Below are 17,380 nucleotides of genomic sequence, written 5' to 3'. Positions count from 1 at the left end.
ACCAACCCTCCTTGTTGAATAATTAATACTTGATACGTGGATCAAATGCCGCGTATAGAAGGTCAACAATTAAATTGACAATAACGAATATAGTGGCGATCACCAGAATACCAGCCTGTATCACAGGGTAATCCCGATATTGAATGGATTCATAAACATAGCGGCCAATTCCAGGCCAGCTGAAAATGGTTTCTGTTAAAATTGCGCCGCCGAGTAATAGACCGGTTTGAAGACCAATAACAGTAAGCACAGGGATAAAAGCATTTTTTAAAGCATGTTTATATACGACTAAAAACATCTTTTGTCCTTTGGCTCGAACGGTTCTTATGTAATCAGAACGCAGTACTTCAAGCATGCTGGAGCGCGTCATTCTGGCGATTATCGCCATGGGTATAGTTCCAAGTGCTACGCCGGGCATGATGATATGTTTCAGTACAACAACAAACTGATCTGTGTTTCCCTGCAGCAGTGTGTCGAGTAAGTACAAATGAGTGATGGGTTCAACAGGATCTCGAACAGAGTCTCTACCGATAGAAGGAAGCCAATTTAATTCAAGAGAGAAAATCCACTGTTCCATTAACCCAAGCCAAAAGACAGGCATAGATACACCAATCAGAGCGATAATCATAGCCGTATAGTCAAAGATGGAATTTTGAAACCATGCACTTAAAATACCTGCATTGACCCCAATGACGATGGCTATGATTAATGCAACTATTGCTAACTCAATAGTGGCTGCAAGATAGGGCCATATATCTCCGCTGATAGAGGAGCTTGTACGAATAGAGGTACCAAGGTCGCCCGTTAATAAGTTTTTCATATACTCCAAGTATTGAATATAGAGAGGCTCATTCAATCCCAGTTGATCTCTTAAATTTTCAACAGCAGCCTCTGAAGCTTTGTCCCCTAGAATAGTGCGAGCCGGATCACCTGGAATTGCACGTATGATGAGAAAGACGATGATCGACATTCCTAAAAGAACTGGGACAAGAGACCACAATCGACGAAGAGTGTAATTCAGCACTGATTCATTCACCTCACCAACTCATGCTGTAATAGAAAAGCGAAAGTACCTGAACAGATAGGCAATAGCTTTCACCTAAAAGGAGGCAGGGAAGCAGCCGCTCCTGCCTATTTTTTTATTCAGAAAACTTTACATTCGTAAATCGTTCTGATCCTGTTGGAGCCGGCTTATAGCCTTCAAGTGTATCGACACCAGCCATAATAGATTCATAGTGAACAAGAGGAACAACAGGAGCATCCTCGTGAATTAACTCTTGTGCCTCGTAATAAAGTTCAGCACGCGCATCTTCATCTGTTTCTGCCTGGGCTTGTTTTAAAACTTCATCTACTTCTTCATTAGAGTAGTTTGAATAGTTATTTCCGCTTCCAGTGCCTAAAAGGGTATAGAGGAAGTTATCTGCATCCCCGTTATCTCCGATCCATCCAATCAAGAATGCTGGCATCTCACCATTTTGAGCTTTTTCTAAATAAGTGGACCAGTCGATGGTTTGAATACTTGCTGTTACACCGATATCATCAAGATCTTTTTGAATACTTTCTGCAATTTTTTGCGGAGCAGGCATGTATGGACGTGGATTATCCATAGTCCAAAGGTTAATGGTTAATTCACCTTCTTCATAACCTGCTTCTTCTAATAATTCTTTCGCTTGATCCGGGTCATATTCGTACGGCTCGATATCATCATTATATCCGTTAATCGTAGGAGGCAGCATGTTTTTCGCAGGCTCTGCATTTCCTTCATAAAAACTGTCAATCAGAGATTGTTTGTCTATGGCGTGGTTAACAGCCTGACGAACAAGAGGATCATCAAAAGGATCTTCTTCATTATTCATCGGCATATAAGCAACGTTTAGAGGTGGACGCATAAATACTTCAATGTTTGCATCATCTTCAATTTTAGATTGATCAGATGGGTTAACTCCGTCAATTAAATCGACTTCACCGTTTTGCAGTGCTGTCAAACGGGAAGAGTTGTCAGGGATAACTTGAAAAATAATCCGGTTAAGATGAGGTTTTCCTTCAACCCAATATTCTTCATTTTTATTTAATGTAATGGAATCATTACGGCTCCAGTTATCCAGCGTAAAAGGGCCTGTTCCGACAGGATCTTCCTCGAGTGTATCAAAGGCTTCTGGACTTGCGATTGCAAAAGGCGACATCGCAAGGTTTTTTAAGAATGGGGCAGAAGAGTCACGAAGAGTAAAAGTCACTTCGTATTTATCGGTTGCTTCTACATTATCAATAATATTGTCCTCGTCATCGCCATATCCGCCAAACATGGAACCATAATACACATAGTCTTCTGATTCCATCCATCGTTCAAAATTGGCTACAACAGCTTCAGCATTAAACTCAGTCCCATCGTGAAAAGTCACACCTTCACGAAGTTCAAGCGTAAATTCTGAACCGTCCTCTGATGCTTCCCAATCGGTAGCAAGAGCAGGCTCTAATTCTGTTGTACCGTCTTCGTATTGAATGAGTGTGTCATAGATTTGCTGAGTGACGTAGAAGGTCTCTCCGTCTGTTTCTTTGGCTGGGTCTAAAGAGGTAGAATCTGCACCTCTAGCAAAAACGAGTGTGTCTTGTGTTTCTTCACTTCCGCTGTCTCCGCCTTCTGCTTCTCCTTCAGATCCTGTGTCATCTGAAGAACAGCCAGCTATAGAAGCTGCAGCAACTACAGAAAACAGTAATGAACCAATCCATGTCTTTTTCATTAAACTTCCCCCTTGATAATAATCTGAAAAACTATCTTGGATAGCTGTCTAGCCTCAGCGCCCAGCCTCTCGGAGGCCCACACGAGGTGGATTAGTGCGACGTTGGCACAGGAGGTGACGCTCTTAGTCGAACATCCTTAATTCTGATCCAGCCAAACAGGCAAAAGCGGCCTTTTATGGCTGGAGAACATTTACCTGTCGAGTTGTGCTTTTCTCATATTGCCATATGTTGATCGTCATATAAGTGACATGCGACGCTATGACCATTTCGTTCTTCTTTAAATTCAGGAACAACCTTTTTGCAAACGTCCATTGCCTGAGGACATCTCGTATGAAAAGGACATCCAGTTGGCGGGTCAATTGGACTTGGCACATCTCCTTTTAGTTCAATCTCTTCTTGCTCATAGGTTGGATCGGGAATAGGAACAGAAGATAATAATGCCTGGGTATACGGGTGCTTGGGATTTTCATAAAGCTCGTCCCGATCTGCTAATTCAACAATTTTGCCAAGGTACATGACTCCGACACGATCACTAATATGCCGCACGACACTTAAGTCATGAGCAATAAACAAAAAGGTTAAATGATATTCCTTTTGCAAATCTTCAAGCAAATTAAGCACTTGAGACTGAATAGATACATCGAGAGCTGATACCGGTTCATCTGCTATAATAAGCTTCGGCTCTACAGCCAGCGCTCTGGCTATTCCAATACGCTGGCGCTGTCCGCCGCTAAATTGGTGAGGATAGCGTCTGGCATGAAAACTATTTAATCCTACGACTTCAAGGAGATCACGAACCTTTTTCTTACGTGTTTCTTTGTCTCCAATGTTATGAACAATCATAGGCTCTTCGATAATTCGTTCCACCCTGTGCCTGGGATTGAGGGAGGCATAAGGGTCCTGAAAAATCATTTGTATATCTTTTCGTACCGTCCGCATCTCAGCCTGGCTCATCTCGCTAATGTTTTTGCCTTGGAATTGAATATGACCTTCAGTCGGTTCTATCAATCTCATCAGCATTCTGCCGGTGGTTGATTTTCCGCATCCAGATTCACCGACTAAACCAAGTGTTTCTCCTTCTTTTATGAAAAAAGATATGTCATCTACTGCTTTCACAGGTTTAGGGTTTTTGTTGAGAAAACCTTTTTTGTCTCTGAAGTACTTTTTTAAATGGTTGACCTCTAGAAGACTTTCAGCCATGATGATCCCCCTTTATTCCTCCTGGTGCAGCCAGCATCTTACTTTCTGGCCGTTCTCTGTCATTAAGAGTTCCGGCATTTCTTCTGTACAGCTTGTAAATGCATGCTCACATCGCGGTGCAAACGGACAGCCATTTTTAATAGAGCCTGGCTTAGGTACGTTCCCGGGAATAGAATAAAGACGGTCCCTTTTGACCCTCATATCAGGTACAGACTGGATCAACCCTTTTGTGTATGGGTGTTTAGCATTTTGGAAGATTTCTAGAACACTGCCTTCTTCCACTACTTTGCCAGCATACATTACAGCGATACGGTCACACATTTCAGCCACTATCCCCAAATCATGGGTAATAAGGATGATCGCTGTATTTAATTCATTGTTTAATCTTTTCATAAGATTCAGAATTTGCTTTTGGATTGTCACATCCAACGCCGTGGTTGGTTCATCTGCAATAAGTACTTTTGGGTCGCATGTCATAGCCATAGCTATCATTACACGCTGCCTCATGCCACCTGATAGTTGATGAGGATAGCTGTCCATCAATTCTTCTACTCTAGAAAGGCCGACTAGTTTTAACATGTCCACTGCACGTTCATATGCTCTTTTTTTAGGCCATTTATTATGTATGCGTATCCCTTCGATAAGCTGTTCGCCAATTTTAAAAACTGGGTTTAACGAAGTCATTGGTTCCTGGAAAATCATAGCGATGTCATTTCCGCGAATTTTTCTCATTCTTCTTTCTGAAGCCTTTGTAAGATCTTCCCCGTTAAATAAAATTTTTCCTCTGACTATTTTGCCGGGAGGGGAGGGGACAAGTCCCATAACTGACAGTGAGGTTACGCTTTTTCCGCAGCCGGATTCACCTACAATTCCAAGAACTTCTCCAGCGTCTACATGAAAATTGACTCCATCTACTGCTGGAATATCAACGTCCCGAGAAGCAAAATGTGTTTTCAGATCTTTGATGTCTAAAACATGGCTGGACAATATACTCCCCCTTTCTTTCCTATATTTATTAGAGCAGGACTTGATTTTTATTATTACATCTCGGTAATAATTATTCAACTAAAATTTCAAAAAATTTAACAAGTTAACACTATTGAAAAAATAACTGACAATAACGGATTTTTTTATTGAAATGGGGATTGTTAGAAAATGAAACGATATCCGAGAATATTGATAGGGATATGAAATAATAAACGGCCCGGCTTTCTCGCTTGTTAGGGGTGGGGTGGAGTGTCCATTCTTTAAGGGTTATGAACTGTTTCTGGCTATTTATTGACAGCTTTGTTCTAGATATGCATAACTTAGTGGATTTTTGCATTCATTTTAGAAGAATATGAGTATTTGAAAAATGTGGATCTAGTCCTGCAATGGGGAAGGCTGCTTTTTCTAATTTATGCCCCGCTTTTTGAAGGAAATGCACAACTTTATTAGATTATTAAACGAATTTATCCAACTTATGCATAAACCACCTTAAGTCAAAAAAAATGACTTCGGCACCGCACCGAAGTCATCAAATAAGATAAGATATACATTAGATATGGACAGGGCGTAAATCTTCAGACCCATCTAAATTGGTAAGAAAAGCAGTTAAAAGATCGACAGTCTGATCAATATCATTTAGACTGACCGTTTCAACAGGAGCATGCATATAACGAAGCGGCAGGGACACGACAGAAATGGGAACTCCCTTGCCCGTTTTTCGTAGCTGATCCGCATCCGTTCCCGTATGTTTTGGGGTGAGTTCATATTGTAACGGGATGCTTTTTGCTTTGGCTGATTGTTCTAGTAAAGAATTGGCTTTGCGATTTATGGGTGCCCCTTTGGCAAGCACAGGGCCGCCATCAAGAAAAACATCTGCTGTTTTATCACTATTTGCTCCTGGATAATCTGTAGCAAAGGTCACGTCCACGGCGATGCCAAGATTAGGGGAGAGGCCGGCTCCAGCAAAATAAGCCCCTCCCATGTTCGTCTCTTCGTTGACTGTACTTGCTGCCGTCACACCAACCTTTAAAGATTGCTGATAAAGCCGTCGTAACGTTTCCGCTACAATAAAAGCTCCAGTACGGTTATCAAGTCCGCGTCCGCTGATTCGATTATTTAAAAGCTGTTCTGGTTCTCGTTTATAAACAGCGGTATCTCCTACTGCAATATAGTTTTCGAGTTCTTTTTTGCTAGATGCCCCGCAGTCGATAAACAAATCGGAAAAGCCAAAAGAATCTTTCGCTCCGCCGTGGTGCTCTGCTTTCGTACCGATCACTCCTATAATCCGCTCGTGGGTCCCCAGAATTTCCACCTTCATGCCAAGAGCAGGCTTGTGGCTGATCCCCCCAAGCCGTTCCACATATACATATCCTTTATCATCAATAGATTTCACTAAAAAACCAATTTCATCGCAATGGCCGGCAAGCAGGACCTGAAAAGGAGCATCTGGCTGAAGAGAGGCCATAGCATTTCCTGCAGTGTCCGTTTGAAACCGGTTAGCAAAAGGTTTTACATATTGAAGCCACTTTTGTTGAATTTCTTCTTCCATCCCTGAGGGAGAAGGGGTGTGCAGCAAATCGTACAAAAACTTTTCCGAGGAAGGATTCATCATAACATATCTCCTTTAATAAAACTTCAACGGTATGAAGCCATACAAAATTAGCAGTTAATTGGCATTATTCTATCGTATTTCCTTCTAAATTATCAATTAGCCAATCGTTTTCCTTCTTTACAACGGTGTATTCATAATACATTTCTTGTTCGTTAAGTTCATTTTCAGGCTCGGTCCCTCCAATAACCACTTTATCCTCTGTTCTTTCTACAAAGTGAGTATCTTCCATGCTCCGGTAAGGCATGGCCTGTGCAAGTTCAGGGCCCCAGCTGTCGAGTTCCTCTTCATAAAATTCTTTCCATCTGCTGATTGTAATGTCCTCTGTATAATAGTCTAAAAAGGTATCTTTTAATTCGTTAAAAGGAGACTTTGGTTCGTTATCATAAAATTCTTTTTCCCATTCTTCGTACATAGCCATTTCAATCGTTTCTTCGGCTTCATCGATCCGGTCATCAAAATAAGTGATTGGCGGTGTGGCATACGGTTCTTCTTTAAAGGTATCATCCAAGGCTCTTGCAAGAAAAACAGAGAACTGGGCTCTTGTGGTAGTTTCACCTGGCCGGTACGTATTATCTTCAGAGTAACCGGTTGTTATATTTCCTTCTGCAATAACTTTAATATCGTTATAAAAAATATAATCTTTGTTTACATCTTCAAAATCGTAAACCTTACTCTCACTTGATAAGGAGAAAGCACGGTTTAATATAGCTGCCATTTGTCCTCTTGTTAGCTCTTCATTTGGCCTGAATGTTTCATTACTCCCATTGATAATCCCTTCATCAGAAACAGCTGCAATGGTGTCATACGCATGATAGGATTCAGAAATATCTTCAAAATCCGGGGAGGGTCTATTCGCGGTATCTAACTCAAGAGCTTCTGCGATCATAAGAGCAGCTTGAGATCTTGTCACTTCATTTCCAGGGCGGAATTCTCTATCGGAATAACCGCTGATAATATTACGCTCCTCTAAGTAGGTAATTTCCTCATTTGCCCAATAATCACTTTCTACATCGATGAACGTTTCATAGGCAGAAACAGCAGCAGAAAAGCAAAAATAGATTCCTAAAAAAGCGCCGCTTATTTTCCGCATTTTCATCATTGTCATCCCCTTTTAAATTGTTTCTTCTCACAGATCTTATTGCACTAACCTATAAATCTACGGTGGTTAGCCAGTTATAGTTCATGCTTCAAAAGCATCATCCTTCCGCTTGTAATATCGTTTTCATTAATTGGTACAAATGATTATACATGGTAAACATCAATTAATCTATGAAAGGCGGGTTGTTTATCAAAGGAGGAGTTGAAGAATATTTGTATAAATAATCAATGAAGGTTTTATGGAAAGAAAACCAAAGGAATAGGGTGGATGAAAGGGCAAAAGCACCAAAATGCTGAAAGAAAGGAGCATTACACTGTGTATATTTTCTCCGAAGAAGAAATCCGCAATGTGACAGAGGTGAACGAAACAGCACTGGAATTAATAGAGGAAGGATTTCAAAAACTGGCAAAAGGGGAGGTTACTATGCCTCCAATTCTTCGCGTAGATATCCCGGAAAATAATGGGGAAGTCGATGTTAAAACGGCTTATGTAAAAGGAATGGACAAGTTTGCGCTAAAGATTTCGTCTGGATTTTTTAATAACTCGGAAAAGGGTCTCCCTAGTTTAAGCGGGATGATGCTTCTTTTCAGCACAGAAACAGGATTTCCAAAAGCAGTTCTTCAAGATAATGGCTATTTAACAGATGTACGCACCGCAGTAGCAGGGGCATTGGCTGCTAAATACCTGGCAAAACAAAATATGCAAACGGCAGGTATTATTGGGACTGGAACCCAAGCAAGATATCAGATGCGTGCTTTAATGCTCGTTCGTGATGTGAAAGAAGTATTAGTATATGGACGGCGTCATGAACGGGTAAAGGAGTATATAAAAGATATGGAAGAAGACCTGAATATAAAGATAACAGCAGCAGATAGTGCAGAGCAGGTTGTTCGCCAAAGCGACACAGTTATAACGACTACTCCATCAAAAACGCCGGTTATTAATAAAGAATGGCTCCATCCGGGTCTTCATATTACGGCAATGGGGTCAGATGCAGAAGAAAAAAATGAAATTTCTCCAGAAGTACTAGGGGCAGTGGATAGACTAGCCTGCGACTCCAAAACGCAAGTGTTTCGTTTAGGTGAACATCATCATGCTCTTGAAAAAGGGGTTATTCAAAAAAACAGCGATATAGCAGAACTGGGAAATATAGCTTTAGGGAAAAGCAATGGAAGAAAAGAGGAGAACGAAATCACTTTTTGTGATTTAACAGGTACGGGTGTACAGGATACGGCTATCGCAGTCTATGCTTATGAAAAGTTGATAGAAGCGGAAAAAGGACTGTTATTCACTGAGTGAGGCAGCAAAGAAGACGGAGACCAGCCAGAATGAGGTCAACTGGTCTCTTTTTCCCCTTTTTTATTATAAGAAATCGAAATGTAATCCGCGGGAAAAGATAGTTTCCCGTATAATAAGAGAAAAGGAGTTTGTAGAAAGGGGGGCAAAAAACAACATGTTTACCAACAAGATATTATAAACATGTTTGTTAATATGTTTATATGAACAACAAGTATGTTGGGGAACATGTTTAAAAATCATTTTCAGAAAAAGGTTGAAAAATAAGGAAATGTCTCTATTTTTCACAAACATGTTTGTGAACATGTTTGTTTTCGTTTATACTATCCTATGAAAAATCAATTATGTTGAAAATTGGAAGAGAGTTTCAAATTAATCCAGAATGGAGGAGAAAAAATGTTAGATGTTATCCAAAAGCTCTATGATAAAAATATATTAATCTCAGGGGTTGACCAGGGGAATAAAAGTGCAAAGTTCAGCTACTTGAAAAGAAGCGGAAATATTGCCTCTTTTGCGATACCTACTATTGTTGCTCCAGCTGAAGATAAAAAGTCTGCAGTAGAGGGATCCACGGAGACAAATACCATAGAAAAAAAGCTTCACTTAAAAATTAACTCAAAATCTCTTTCTACTGTTAATCAAGAAAGATATGTGTATGTAGGACATTATGCCCGTAATAAAAAAGATAAAGAAGAACCAACATACAATCCTCTCTATGATACTCAAAAAAATATGTCAAAAACAAAGTTTTCTAATGATCTCCATGTTATCACTACTATTGCTGGTTTAGCTGTGATGGCAGCTAAAGAAAATAAGGAAGAGATCCACATTCCTTATGCGGGCGGACTTCCAGTTAGTGAGATCAAAGAATTAGGGTCAGAAAAAGCTTTAGAAAGTGTAAAAGGAACACATACCGTAGAATTTATGGACGGACCTTTAGAAGGAAAGAACGTTAAATTGGTTATCGACAGCGGTAAGATGTATGGAGAAGGCGCAATTACAGATCTTTCATTAAATTTTGACATTCAACAAGGTGAATTAGTTGAAACTTCTTTGCAGGACCGTCTTTCTGATACTTATGCATTAGGTGATTTAGGGGCAGGCACTTCAGAAATGATTATTTTTACCGAAGAAGGTATTGACGGGAATTTATCACAAAGCTTGGATATCGAGGGGACAAACCCTTATATCGACAGAATTAGAGAAAAAGTGGACAACCTTGATGAGTTTAGGGCGCTCAAGGAGCTATTTGATTTAGATGACTCAGAACGTGCTTATCAATCTCGAGAAGAGTTCATGAGTGAAGTAATTGAACCAAGCATTCTTGAAGTTATCAAAGGAGAAAAAGAGTCGCCAACCTTTGAAGTTCGTCTACTGAAATCCAAAAAAACTACCGACATAACAGGGCTTGTTATGGAAGAAATCCGCAAATATGCAAATGATCACAAAAAAGCACTTACTTCGGCCTGGAATAGTGCGGGGGTAGATGAGCTTGTTTTAGTCGGCGGAGGTGTGTTATTTGGATACCCGGTCTTCAAAGAAGTTCAAGAAAAGTTCATGGAACTTCAAGGCCAGGAGTGGGTCATTCTCCCGGACAAAGTGGAAGAAGCTCCTTTCTTTACTTCTAGAGGATATTTAATTGCTAACCTCATTCAACTAACCGAAAAAGAAGAAGCGCAGTTAGAGCCGGTAAACTAACATAATTTTAGGGATGACAGAAAGGGGGTGGTGGCGTGTCAAATTCTAAAGGAAATAAAGCAGGATATGTAAAAGGTCTTGGCCGGACGTTTGCTCCTTCGTTAAAAGCAGATTGGGTAGATGAATTCAATCAAATATTAGAAGATGAGCCTGAGTGGAGCAGAAACCGTCTAACAGAACACTTAATAAAAAAAGGGTTAGAGTCTCAGCGCATGCAGCAGTCTCCGCACGAAAATTATATGAACCTCTCTATCCCCTCAGACGGATTGACCGAAGACCAGCAATTGTTCTTAGAGAGTGAAGAGGGGAGAGTATTTGTTGGAAATGCTGTACGGCTTCTGCTTATGCAGCCGGGATCAAGGGAGTCTGCTGCATCAAACGTTCACCTCCCTGATGCTCCTAAGCCAAACGCAGAACCTGAACAAGAGAATTCCACCACGATAGAAAAACCAGAAACAAATACAGCTCTAGATGAAAAAGAGGACGAAACCAAAAAAATCAACGAAGACAATCAGCGAAAAGAAAAGAAGGTTAAAAAAGAAGAGAAGCTGTCTCCTTTAAAACGAGCAAAAAATAAATTAAAACGCCAAAATTTAAATTAAATGATGTAGGAAAGAATAGGAGCAGTGCCCTTTGACAGGTGGAACTGCTCCTTGTTTACTATAGTGTTTCATCTTTTTGTCTCTTAATGTTGTCTTTCTAGCTATCGCTCAGCCTGTTTATGGCAGTCTCATTGTTTTTAAAGCAAGAAGCAAACGGACGAGTAAAACAGTATTTCAGTTATTTTCTATAGGAATAGAGCAGTGATGTCATACATAGAGTGTTGATAATCAGATTGTTAGCAGCAAAACCCGTGAAATAAAGGAAAATTTCGTTTTCTCCTTGCATGCGTCATAAGGAATCGCTACACTTTCTATACGGAGAAAAGATGAAAATGCATCATTGCATCGGCTGCCAACACCTGGTTAAAAACGGATATGCCTCATTTAAGGCTTCCGCAAATCAGAAGGAGAGTGAGTCGAAAATGTCTGAAACCCTTAAGACACCAGTAGAAGTGAAAATGACGACGAATATCCGCCAGCAAGGTGAAAAAGACCAGGTTAACCTTGAAGCAAAAGGAGAGCTTTATAAAAAAAACAACTTCACTTATGTTAATTTCAAAGAGGAACTCGATGAAATAGGTGAGGTTTCTACGGTTTTAAAAGTAGGGGAACAGGAAATTACAGTGATTCGCTCAGGATCGGTAGCTATGCGTCAGCTTTATCAATATGGAGAAATTACAGAAGGCAGTTATGAAACGCCTTATGGAAAATTGATAACAGAAGCAGAAACAGATCAAGTAGCTGTAATGTGGTCTGACAGCGGAAAAACCGGACGGATTCAATTTGGTTATGACTTGACCTTGCAAGGCTCTGCAGCCGGCCGGTACGACGTCACTATATCTATAGAGGAGGAAACATAAACGTGAACATCGTGGAACAAATGAAGGAACGCATTAAAGAAGAAGTCGCTCAAGCGGCAGAAAACGCAGGGATCGCTTCAAAAGAAGAACTGCCGGATATTATATTAGAAACTCCAAAGGAAAAAGAACATGGTGACTTTGCGACCAACCTGGCGATGCAGCTGGCTAGAGTAGCAAAAAAAGCTCCTAAGATGATTGCAGAGGATATCACTGCTCATTTTGATAAATCCAAGGCCTCCATTGAAAAAATGGAAATAGCAGGTCCAGGGTTTATTAATTTTTTTCTGGATAACAGTTATTTACGTGGTCTCATTCCTTCAGTGCTTAAAGAAGGAGAAGCGTATGGCAGAACAGATGCTGGAAAACGAAAAAAAGTGCAGGTGGAATTTGTTTCTGCCAACCCTACTGGGAATTTGCACTTAGGACATGCCCGCGGAGCAGCTGTCGGCGATTCTCTTTGCAACATATTAAAAATGGCAGGATACGACGTTACTAGAGAATATTACATTAACGATGCAGGCAACCAAATTACTAATCTGGCCCTTTCCGTAGAAGCTCGTTATTTGCAGGCTCTAGGCAAAGATGCACAGATGCCGGAGGATGGGTACCACGGAAAAGATGTGGAGCAATTTGGTAAAGAATTAGCAGAAGAACACGGCGATCGTTATGTTGATGTCGAAAAAGAAGAACGGCTCGCCTTTTTCCGTGAATACGGTTTGAAACGAGAAATGGAAAAGCTGAAACTAGACTTGCTCGATTTTCGCGTCGATTTTGATGTGTGGTTTTCAGAGACTTCTCTTTATGAAGATGGAAAAGTGGAAGAGACACTTGCACTTTTGGAAGATAGCCAGGAAGTATATAAAGAAGATGGTGCCATTTGGTTTAAATCCTCTAATTATGGAGATGACAAAGATCGCGTCCTTGTAAAAAGTGATGGAAGTTATACTTATTTAACTCCGGATATTGCTTATCATAAAAACAAGTTCGAACGGGGCTTTGAAAAAGTCATAAACATATGGGGCGCAGATCATCACGGTTATATTCCAAGAATGCAGGCGGCTGTACAAGCACTTGGTTATAAAAAAGAACAGCTTGAAACACAGATCATTCAAATGGTGAACTTGTACGAAAACGGAGAAAAAGTAAAAATGAGCAAACGGACTGGAAAAGCCGTCACGCTCCGGGACTTGATGGAAGAAGTAGGTATTGATGCAACGCGTTATTTCTTTGCCATGCGAAGTGCCGATACACACCTAGATTTTGATTTGGATTTGGCAAAGTCACAGTCCAATGAAAATCCTGTATATTATGTTCAATATGCTCATGCCCGTCTTTGCAGCATTTTAAGACAGGCAGAAGAAAAAGGTTTCACTTATGATGCGAACGCTGACCTAAGCCATGTAGCGACAGAAAAAGAATATGATTTGTTGAAAAAAATGGGTGAATTTCCGGAAATGGTGGCATTAGCTGCAGAGAAATACGCACCCCACCGCATTACCAATTATCTTCATGAGCTGGCGGCAGTCTTTCATAGCTTTTACAACGCGGAAAGAGTGGTAGACAGTGAAGATGAAGGGAAAACACAAGCACGTTTAGTAATGGTAAAAGCTGTTCAAACCACTTTGCAAAACGGAATGAAATTAATTGGCGTTTCTGCACCAGAAAAAATGTAAATCAAAAGAAAAACCGTTCTTACAGAGCGGTTTTTCTTTTGCAGGAGAGTCAAGCAAAGCCATAAAGATAAGCGAAAACTAGGGCTAGCCGGAGATACAGCTGCCAAGTTTCAACATGTTATTATCATTGGTAGAAAGAATAAAGCATGAACTTTTGAGACATATTACCAAGAAGGAAGTGACAAGCATGCAGGAAATTGTATTATCCCTGATTACTGGAATAGTGGTAGGTTTTGTATTTGCAATGATTCGTCTGCCGATTCCAGCACCTCCGGCTCTCGCTGGTGTAATGGGAATTATAGGTATTTTCTTAGGGTATAAAATATTCGAATGGGTCCTTCCCTTATTTCAAGGAGGGGGAAGCTAACCAAAACTGAGGTGAACAACTGGTGCCTTTTTTCTCTTCTCAAGGAGCAACACTTCATTACCAAACATGGGGACATGGTCTGCCTTTATATTTTATTCATCCGCCTTCCATGGGAGCAGCAACGTTTATGGAACAACGCGATCTTTCCCGCGAGTTTCAGGTTGTGTTGATGGATGCAAGAGGACATAGTTTCAGCAGTGACGGTATTGGAACCTTATCGATTCCTGAGTGGGCTGCTGATTTTTTAAACCTGGCTGATGAGCTTGGTCATGAAAAGGTTATATTATGCGGGTATTCAAGCGGAAGCTCTGTGGCACTTGAATTTGCTTTAAACTGGCCGGAAAGGACAGCAGGTATTGCTCTTGTTGGAGCATTCCCAGAAGTGTGTACGACTTTGTTAAGAAAAGAGTTTGAAACTGGTATTTGGATTGCTAAAAATGAATTAAACCAAATGCTTGCACAAATGCTCTCGTTTTCGAACTCTAAACAGACTGCTCACAGGGAAGCTATTGCTGAGACTGTAAAAGATACCAATCCTTCTTTATTACAATCCCTTTATGAATCGGGGCTTTATTACAATTGCACATGGAGACTGCCGCAGCTGCAGGTACCAACTCTACTTATTTATGGTTCTCGTGATTGGTATGTTCATTATTATCAATATTTGTTTTATAAATACGCATTCCAGGCTTCAAAGGATATGGTTCTGGTAGGTAATGTCGGACATCAAGTGCCTACACTGGAGCCAGATGCTTACAATGCGGTCGTTAAACGATTTATTAACGATTTGCAAAAGAAAGACAAAAGTTTAATGATTTAAGGAAACCTTATCCTTTAAGAAGACGAAGCCCATTTAAAATGACGAGGATCGTACTGCCTTCATGGCCGATAATGCCTAGTGGAAGGCTGAGCTGTTGTGCAAAGTTGGAAAGAATCAGCAATGCAATAACCGAAATAGAAAAAACAATATTTTGCCTAATAATTCGATTCATTCGGGTAGACAGCGTTATGGCATGTTTTAAGCTGCGGAGTTCATCTTTCATTAAAACGATATCTGAGGTTTCTAAAGCAACGTCGGTGCCGGTTCCCATCGCAATACTGGTGTCTGCAGCTGCTAAAGCAGGAGCATCATTTATACCGTCTCCCACCATAGCGACATGCCCGTATTGCTTTTTTATAGATTTGATCTTATTCACTTTATCTTCGGGGAGACAGTTGGCAGCAATGTCAGTAATTTTAGCTTCCTTTGCGATTGCCCTGGCAGTGGATTCATGGTCGCCGGTCAACATGACAGGGTGAATGTTAGCCTTTTTAAATTGTTTAATAAGCTGAACAGCTTCTTTTCGAATGGTGTCCTGAAGGGCAAAAACAGCAGCAGGGCCTTTTTCATCAGCAGCATATACGAGCGTTTTCCCTTCCGCAGCAAAAATGTCTGTCTCCTCGGGAAAGAATGCGATCTTATCAGCCCCAGCAAATTCTTTGTTACCTATTCTCCATGTTTGATTTTTCCATACTGCTTCTACTCCAAACCCGCTATGTTCGTAAAGGTGGTCAAGAGAATAATATTCTTTGACCCCTCTGGTTTTTGAATAGTCACTAATAGCTGCAGCTGTCTGTATCAAGACGTTTGGATTTAAGTCATGACGAATTAATACATCCGTAACCTGCGGCTACCCGTTTGTCAGTGTGCCGGTTTTGTCAAAAGCAATTGCTTGCTTGTATGTTTGAAAGTTTTTCAAGATGAAGGCCGCCTTTAAATAATATTCCTTTCTTCGCTCCGTTTGAAATAGCTGATAACGTTGCTGGCATAATTGAAGCTACAAGGGCACAAGGAGAGGCCACAACAAGAAGCACCATCGCTCTGTACCATGTTTCTGTCCAGCTCCACCCAAACACATAATGGGGAAGGACCATCATTAATGCAGTAAAAGCCAGCACCGCATTAACGTAGCTGCTTTCAAACCGTTCAATAAATTGATGAGACGGAGGGGCTTCGTCTTTTGCCGAGTAAACAAGGTTTATGATTTTTTGAAACAGCGTTTCTTCCGTGCGTTTAGTACCTCTATTTGAAGTGTCCCGCTGCCATTAACAGTTCCGGCAAAAACTTCATCATTTTCTTGTTTGGTGAGGGGAATAGATTCTCCGGATATGGCTGCTTCATCTACTGCAGAAGCTCCTTTTTTAACTATTTCATCGACCGGTATTCTTTCTCCTGGCTTAACAAGAATATGATAGCCAATTTCCACTTTTTCAACAGGAAAGACGATTTCTTCACTGTCTGTTAAAACAGTTGCTTCTTGGGGTTTTAAGTCCATAAGAGTTGACAGATCACTTTCACTTTTATTCATCGTGTAAGTTTCGAGCGCTCCACTCATAGAAAAAATAAAAATTAAAAGCACGCCTTCTGCCGAGTAACCTATGATAGCTGCACCAACAGCAGCTAAAATCATGAGAATTTCGACATTTAACTTACGCTCTTTGATAAAATCAAATATGCCTTCTTTTGCTTTATAATAGCCTCCTATAACATAAGCAAGCACATAGACAAGCGCAGAACTGAAAGCGAATGCACCACCTTCAAGCAGCCAGGCATATACAATTAAAAACCCGCTGATTAAAGCAAACTGCCATTCACGCAATTTCCATAATTGCATGGCTTCCATAAGCTGTCCCCCCCTAACTGATAAGAAAAATCATAATCAATAACCAATATAAATGATGAAAGCTGTCACCATTTGGTGACAGCTTTCATCCACAAAACTAAAAAACGCCGTGTAAAATTTCGAATATTTTGTTATATTAATAATAGCACGAAACAAGGGGAGATAAAAGAGAAAAACCTCCGCCGCTCATATATAATGCCCGGAAATTAAATAATCTGCCGGGGAAATTGGAAAATAAATATATAAAATCTCTTGACTGAATGTTCATTCATCAAATTTTTTGTTATAATGTGTACATAAAATTAGTTCAATTCAGAATTTTATCGGTTCTAGCTGCTGTGTGAACCGATAATTATCGGCCAAAAAAGAAAGCGTTTTCTTAAAGGCCAGTATTTACATCCGGGGTTGACCCGCAATAGGAGGGAGAGTCGATATGGAAACATTTTTGATTGTGAATTGGATCGCATTTTTACTCGTGACCGCTTACGCTGTGTATCTTTTTGCTAAGCTGGTAAAAACCAGGTACGAATACATTAAGCTCGGTCAAAAGGCGGAATTTAACCAGACCGTCAAAGAACGCTGGG

General features: G+C 40.5%; 16 protein-coding genes. 7 read left to right on the top strand and 9 right to left on the bottom strand.

Features of this window, described 5'->3' with window-relative positions:
• Positions 1–22: 22 nt before the first annotated feature.
• From ACE1TI_RS06760 to ACE1TI_RS06735, 6 genes are all read right to left on the bottom strand, one after another.
• Entirely contained in the window at positions 23–1,024 is a 1,002-nt protein-coding gene (locus ACE1TI_RS06760) for an ABC transporter permease (protein WP_375006964.1), read from the bottom strand.
• 115 nt (positions 1,025–1,139) lie between these two features.
• Positions 1,140–2,738, bottom strand: coding sequence for an ABC transporter substrate-binding protein (locus tag ACE1TI_RS06755; RefSeq protein WP_375006827.1), 1,599 nt, complete (start codon positions 2,736–2,738; stop codon positions 1,140–1,142).
• Between the two features lie 214 nt (positions 2,739–2,952).
• Positions 2,953–3,939 carry an ABC transporter ATP-binding protein gene (locus ACE1TI_RS06750; RefSeq protein ID WP_375006826.1) on the bottom strand — a complete coding sequence of 329 codons (987 nt, stop codon included), beginning with the start codon at positions 3,937–3,939 and terminating at the stop codon, positions 2,953–2,955.
• Between the two features lie 12 nt (positions 3,940–3,951).
• The gene (locus ACE1TI_RS06745; protein ID WP_375006963.1) at positions 3,952–4,929 is read right to left on the bottom strand and encodes an ABC transporter ATP-binding protein; all 978 of its coding nucleotides are present in this window, start codon (positions 4,927–4,929) and stop codon (positions 3,952–3,954) included.
• Between the two features lie 547 nt (positions 4,930–5,476).
• Complete coding sequence (locus tag ACE1TI_RS06740; RefSeq protein WP_375006962.1) at positions 5,477–6,535, bottom strand: M20/M25/M40 family metallo-hydrolase; 1,059 nt, start codon at positions 6,533–6,535, stop codon at positions 5,477–5,479.
• Positions 6,536–6,602: 67 nt separating this feature from the next.
• Entirely contained in the window at positions 6,603–7,634 is a 1,032-nt protein-coding gene (locus ACE1TI_RS06735) for an S-layer homology domain-containing protein (RefSeq protein ID WP_375006825.1), read from the bottom strand.
• 270 nt (positions 7,635–7,904) lie between these two features.
• On the opposite strand from ACE1TI_RS06735, the gene ACE1TI_RS06730 reads away from it, so the two are divergent.
• The 7 genes from ACE1TI_RS06730 to ACE1TI_RS06700 all read left to right on the top strand — a co-directional run bounded on the left by ACE1TI_RS06730 (position 7,905) and on the right by ACE1TI_RS06700 (position 14,953).
• Positions 7,905–8,936, top strand: coding sequence for a cyclodeaminase (locus tag ACE1TI_RS06730; RefSeq protein WP_375006824.1), 1,032 nt, complete (start codon positions 7,905–7,907; stop codon positions 8,934–8,936).
• 393 nt (positions 8,937–9,329) lie between these two features.
• Positions 9,330–10,631 carry a ParM/StbA family protein gene (locus ACE1TI_RS06725; RefSeq protein ID WP_375006823.1) on the top strand — a complete coding sequence of 434 codons (1,302 nt, stop codon included), beginning with the start codon at positions 9,330–9,332 and terminating at the stop codon, positions 10,629–10,631.
• A gap of 35 nt (positions 10,632–10,666) precedes the next feature.
• Positions 10,667–11,233: a hypothetical protein gene (locus tag ACE1TI_RS06720; RefSeq protein WP_375006822.1), complete on the top strand. Its 567-nt coding sequence runs from the start codon at positions 10,667–10,669 to the stop codon at positions 11,231–11,233.
• A gap of 422 nt (positions 11,234–11,655) precedes the next feature.
• Positions 11,656–12,093, top strand: a complete 438-nt coding sequence (locus ACE1TI_RS06715) for a YwiB family protein (protein WP_375006821.1) — start codon at positions 11,656–11,658, stop codon at positions 12,091–12,093.
• A gap of 2 nt (positions 12,094–12,095) precedes the next feature.
• Complete coding sequence (gene argS, locus ACE1TI_RS06710) at positions 12,096–13,766, top strand: arginine--tRNA ligase (RefSeq protein ID WP_375006820.1); 1,671 nt, start codon at positions 12,096–12,098, stop codon at positions 13,764–13,766.
• Positions 13,767–13,953: 187 nt separating this feature from the next.
• On the top strand, positions 13,954–14,133 hold the full coding sequence (locus tag ACE1TI_RS06705) for a XapX domain-containing protein (protein ID WP_375006819.1): 180 nt from the start codon (positions 13,954–13,956) through the stop codon (positions 14,131–14,133).
• A gap of 22 nt (positions 14,134–14,155) precedes the next feature.
• Positions 14,156–14,953: an alpha/beta fold hydrolase gene (locus ACE1TI_RS06700; RefSeq protein ID WP_375006818.1), complete on the top strand. Its 798-nt coding sequence runs from the start codon at positions 14,156–14,158 to the stop codon at positions 14,951–14,953.
• A gap of 7 nt (positions 14,954–14,960) precedes the next feature.
• On the opposite strand, the gene ACE1TI_RS06695 is transcribed toward ACE1TI_RS06700, so the two are convergent.
• From ACE1TI_RS06695 to ACE1TI_RS21890, 3 genes are all read right to left on the bottom strand, one after another.
• On the bottom strand, positions 14,961–15,755 hold the full coding sequence (locus tag ACE1TI_RS06695) for an HAD-IC family P-type ATPase (protein WP_375006817.1): 795 nt from the start codon (positions 15,753–15,755) through the stop codon (positions 14,961–14,963).
• Positions 15,756–15,831: 76 nt separating this feature from the next.
• Positions 15,832–16,071, bottom strand: a complete 240-nt coding sequence (locus ACE1TI_RS21895; RefSeq protein ID WP_483860643.1) for a hypothetical protein — start codon at positions 16,069–16,071, stop codon at positions 15,832–15,834.
• 80 nt (positions 16,072–16,151) lie between these two features.
• Positions 16,152–16,796, bottom strand: coding sequence for a P-type ATPase actuator domain-containing protein (locus ACE1TI_RS21890; protein ID WP_483860642.1), 645 nt, complete (start codon positions 16,794–16,796; stop codon positions 16,152–16,154).
• Positions 16,797–17,380 lie beyond the last annotated feature (584 nt).

Origin of the sequence: Alteribacillus sp. JSM 102045 (assembly GCF_041949975.1) — a bacterium.
Taxonomy (GTDB): domain Bacteria; phylum Bacillota; class Bacilli; order Bacillales; family Marinococcaceae; genus Alteribacillus.
This window is presented reverse-complemented; position numbering and strand designations above follow the sequence as displayed.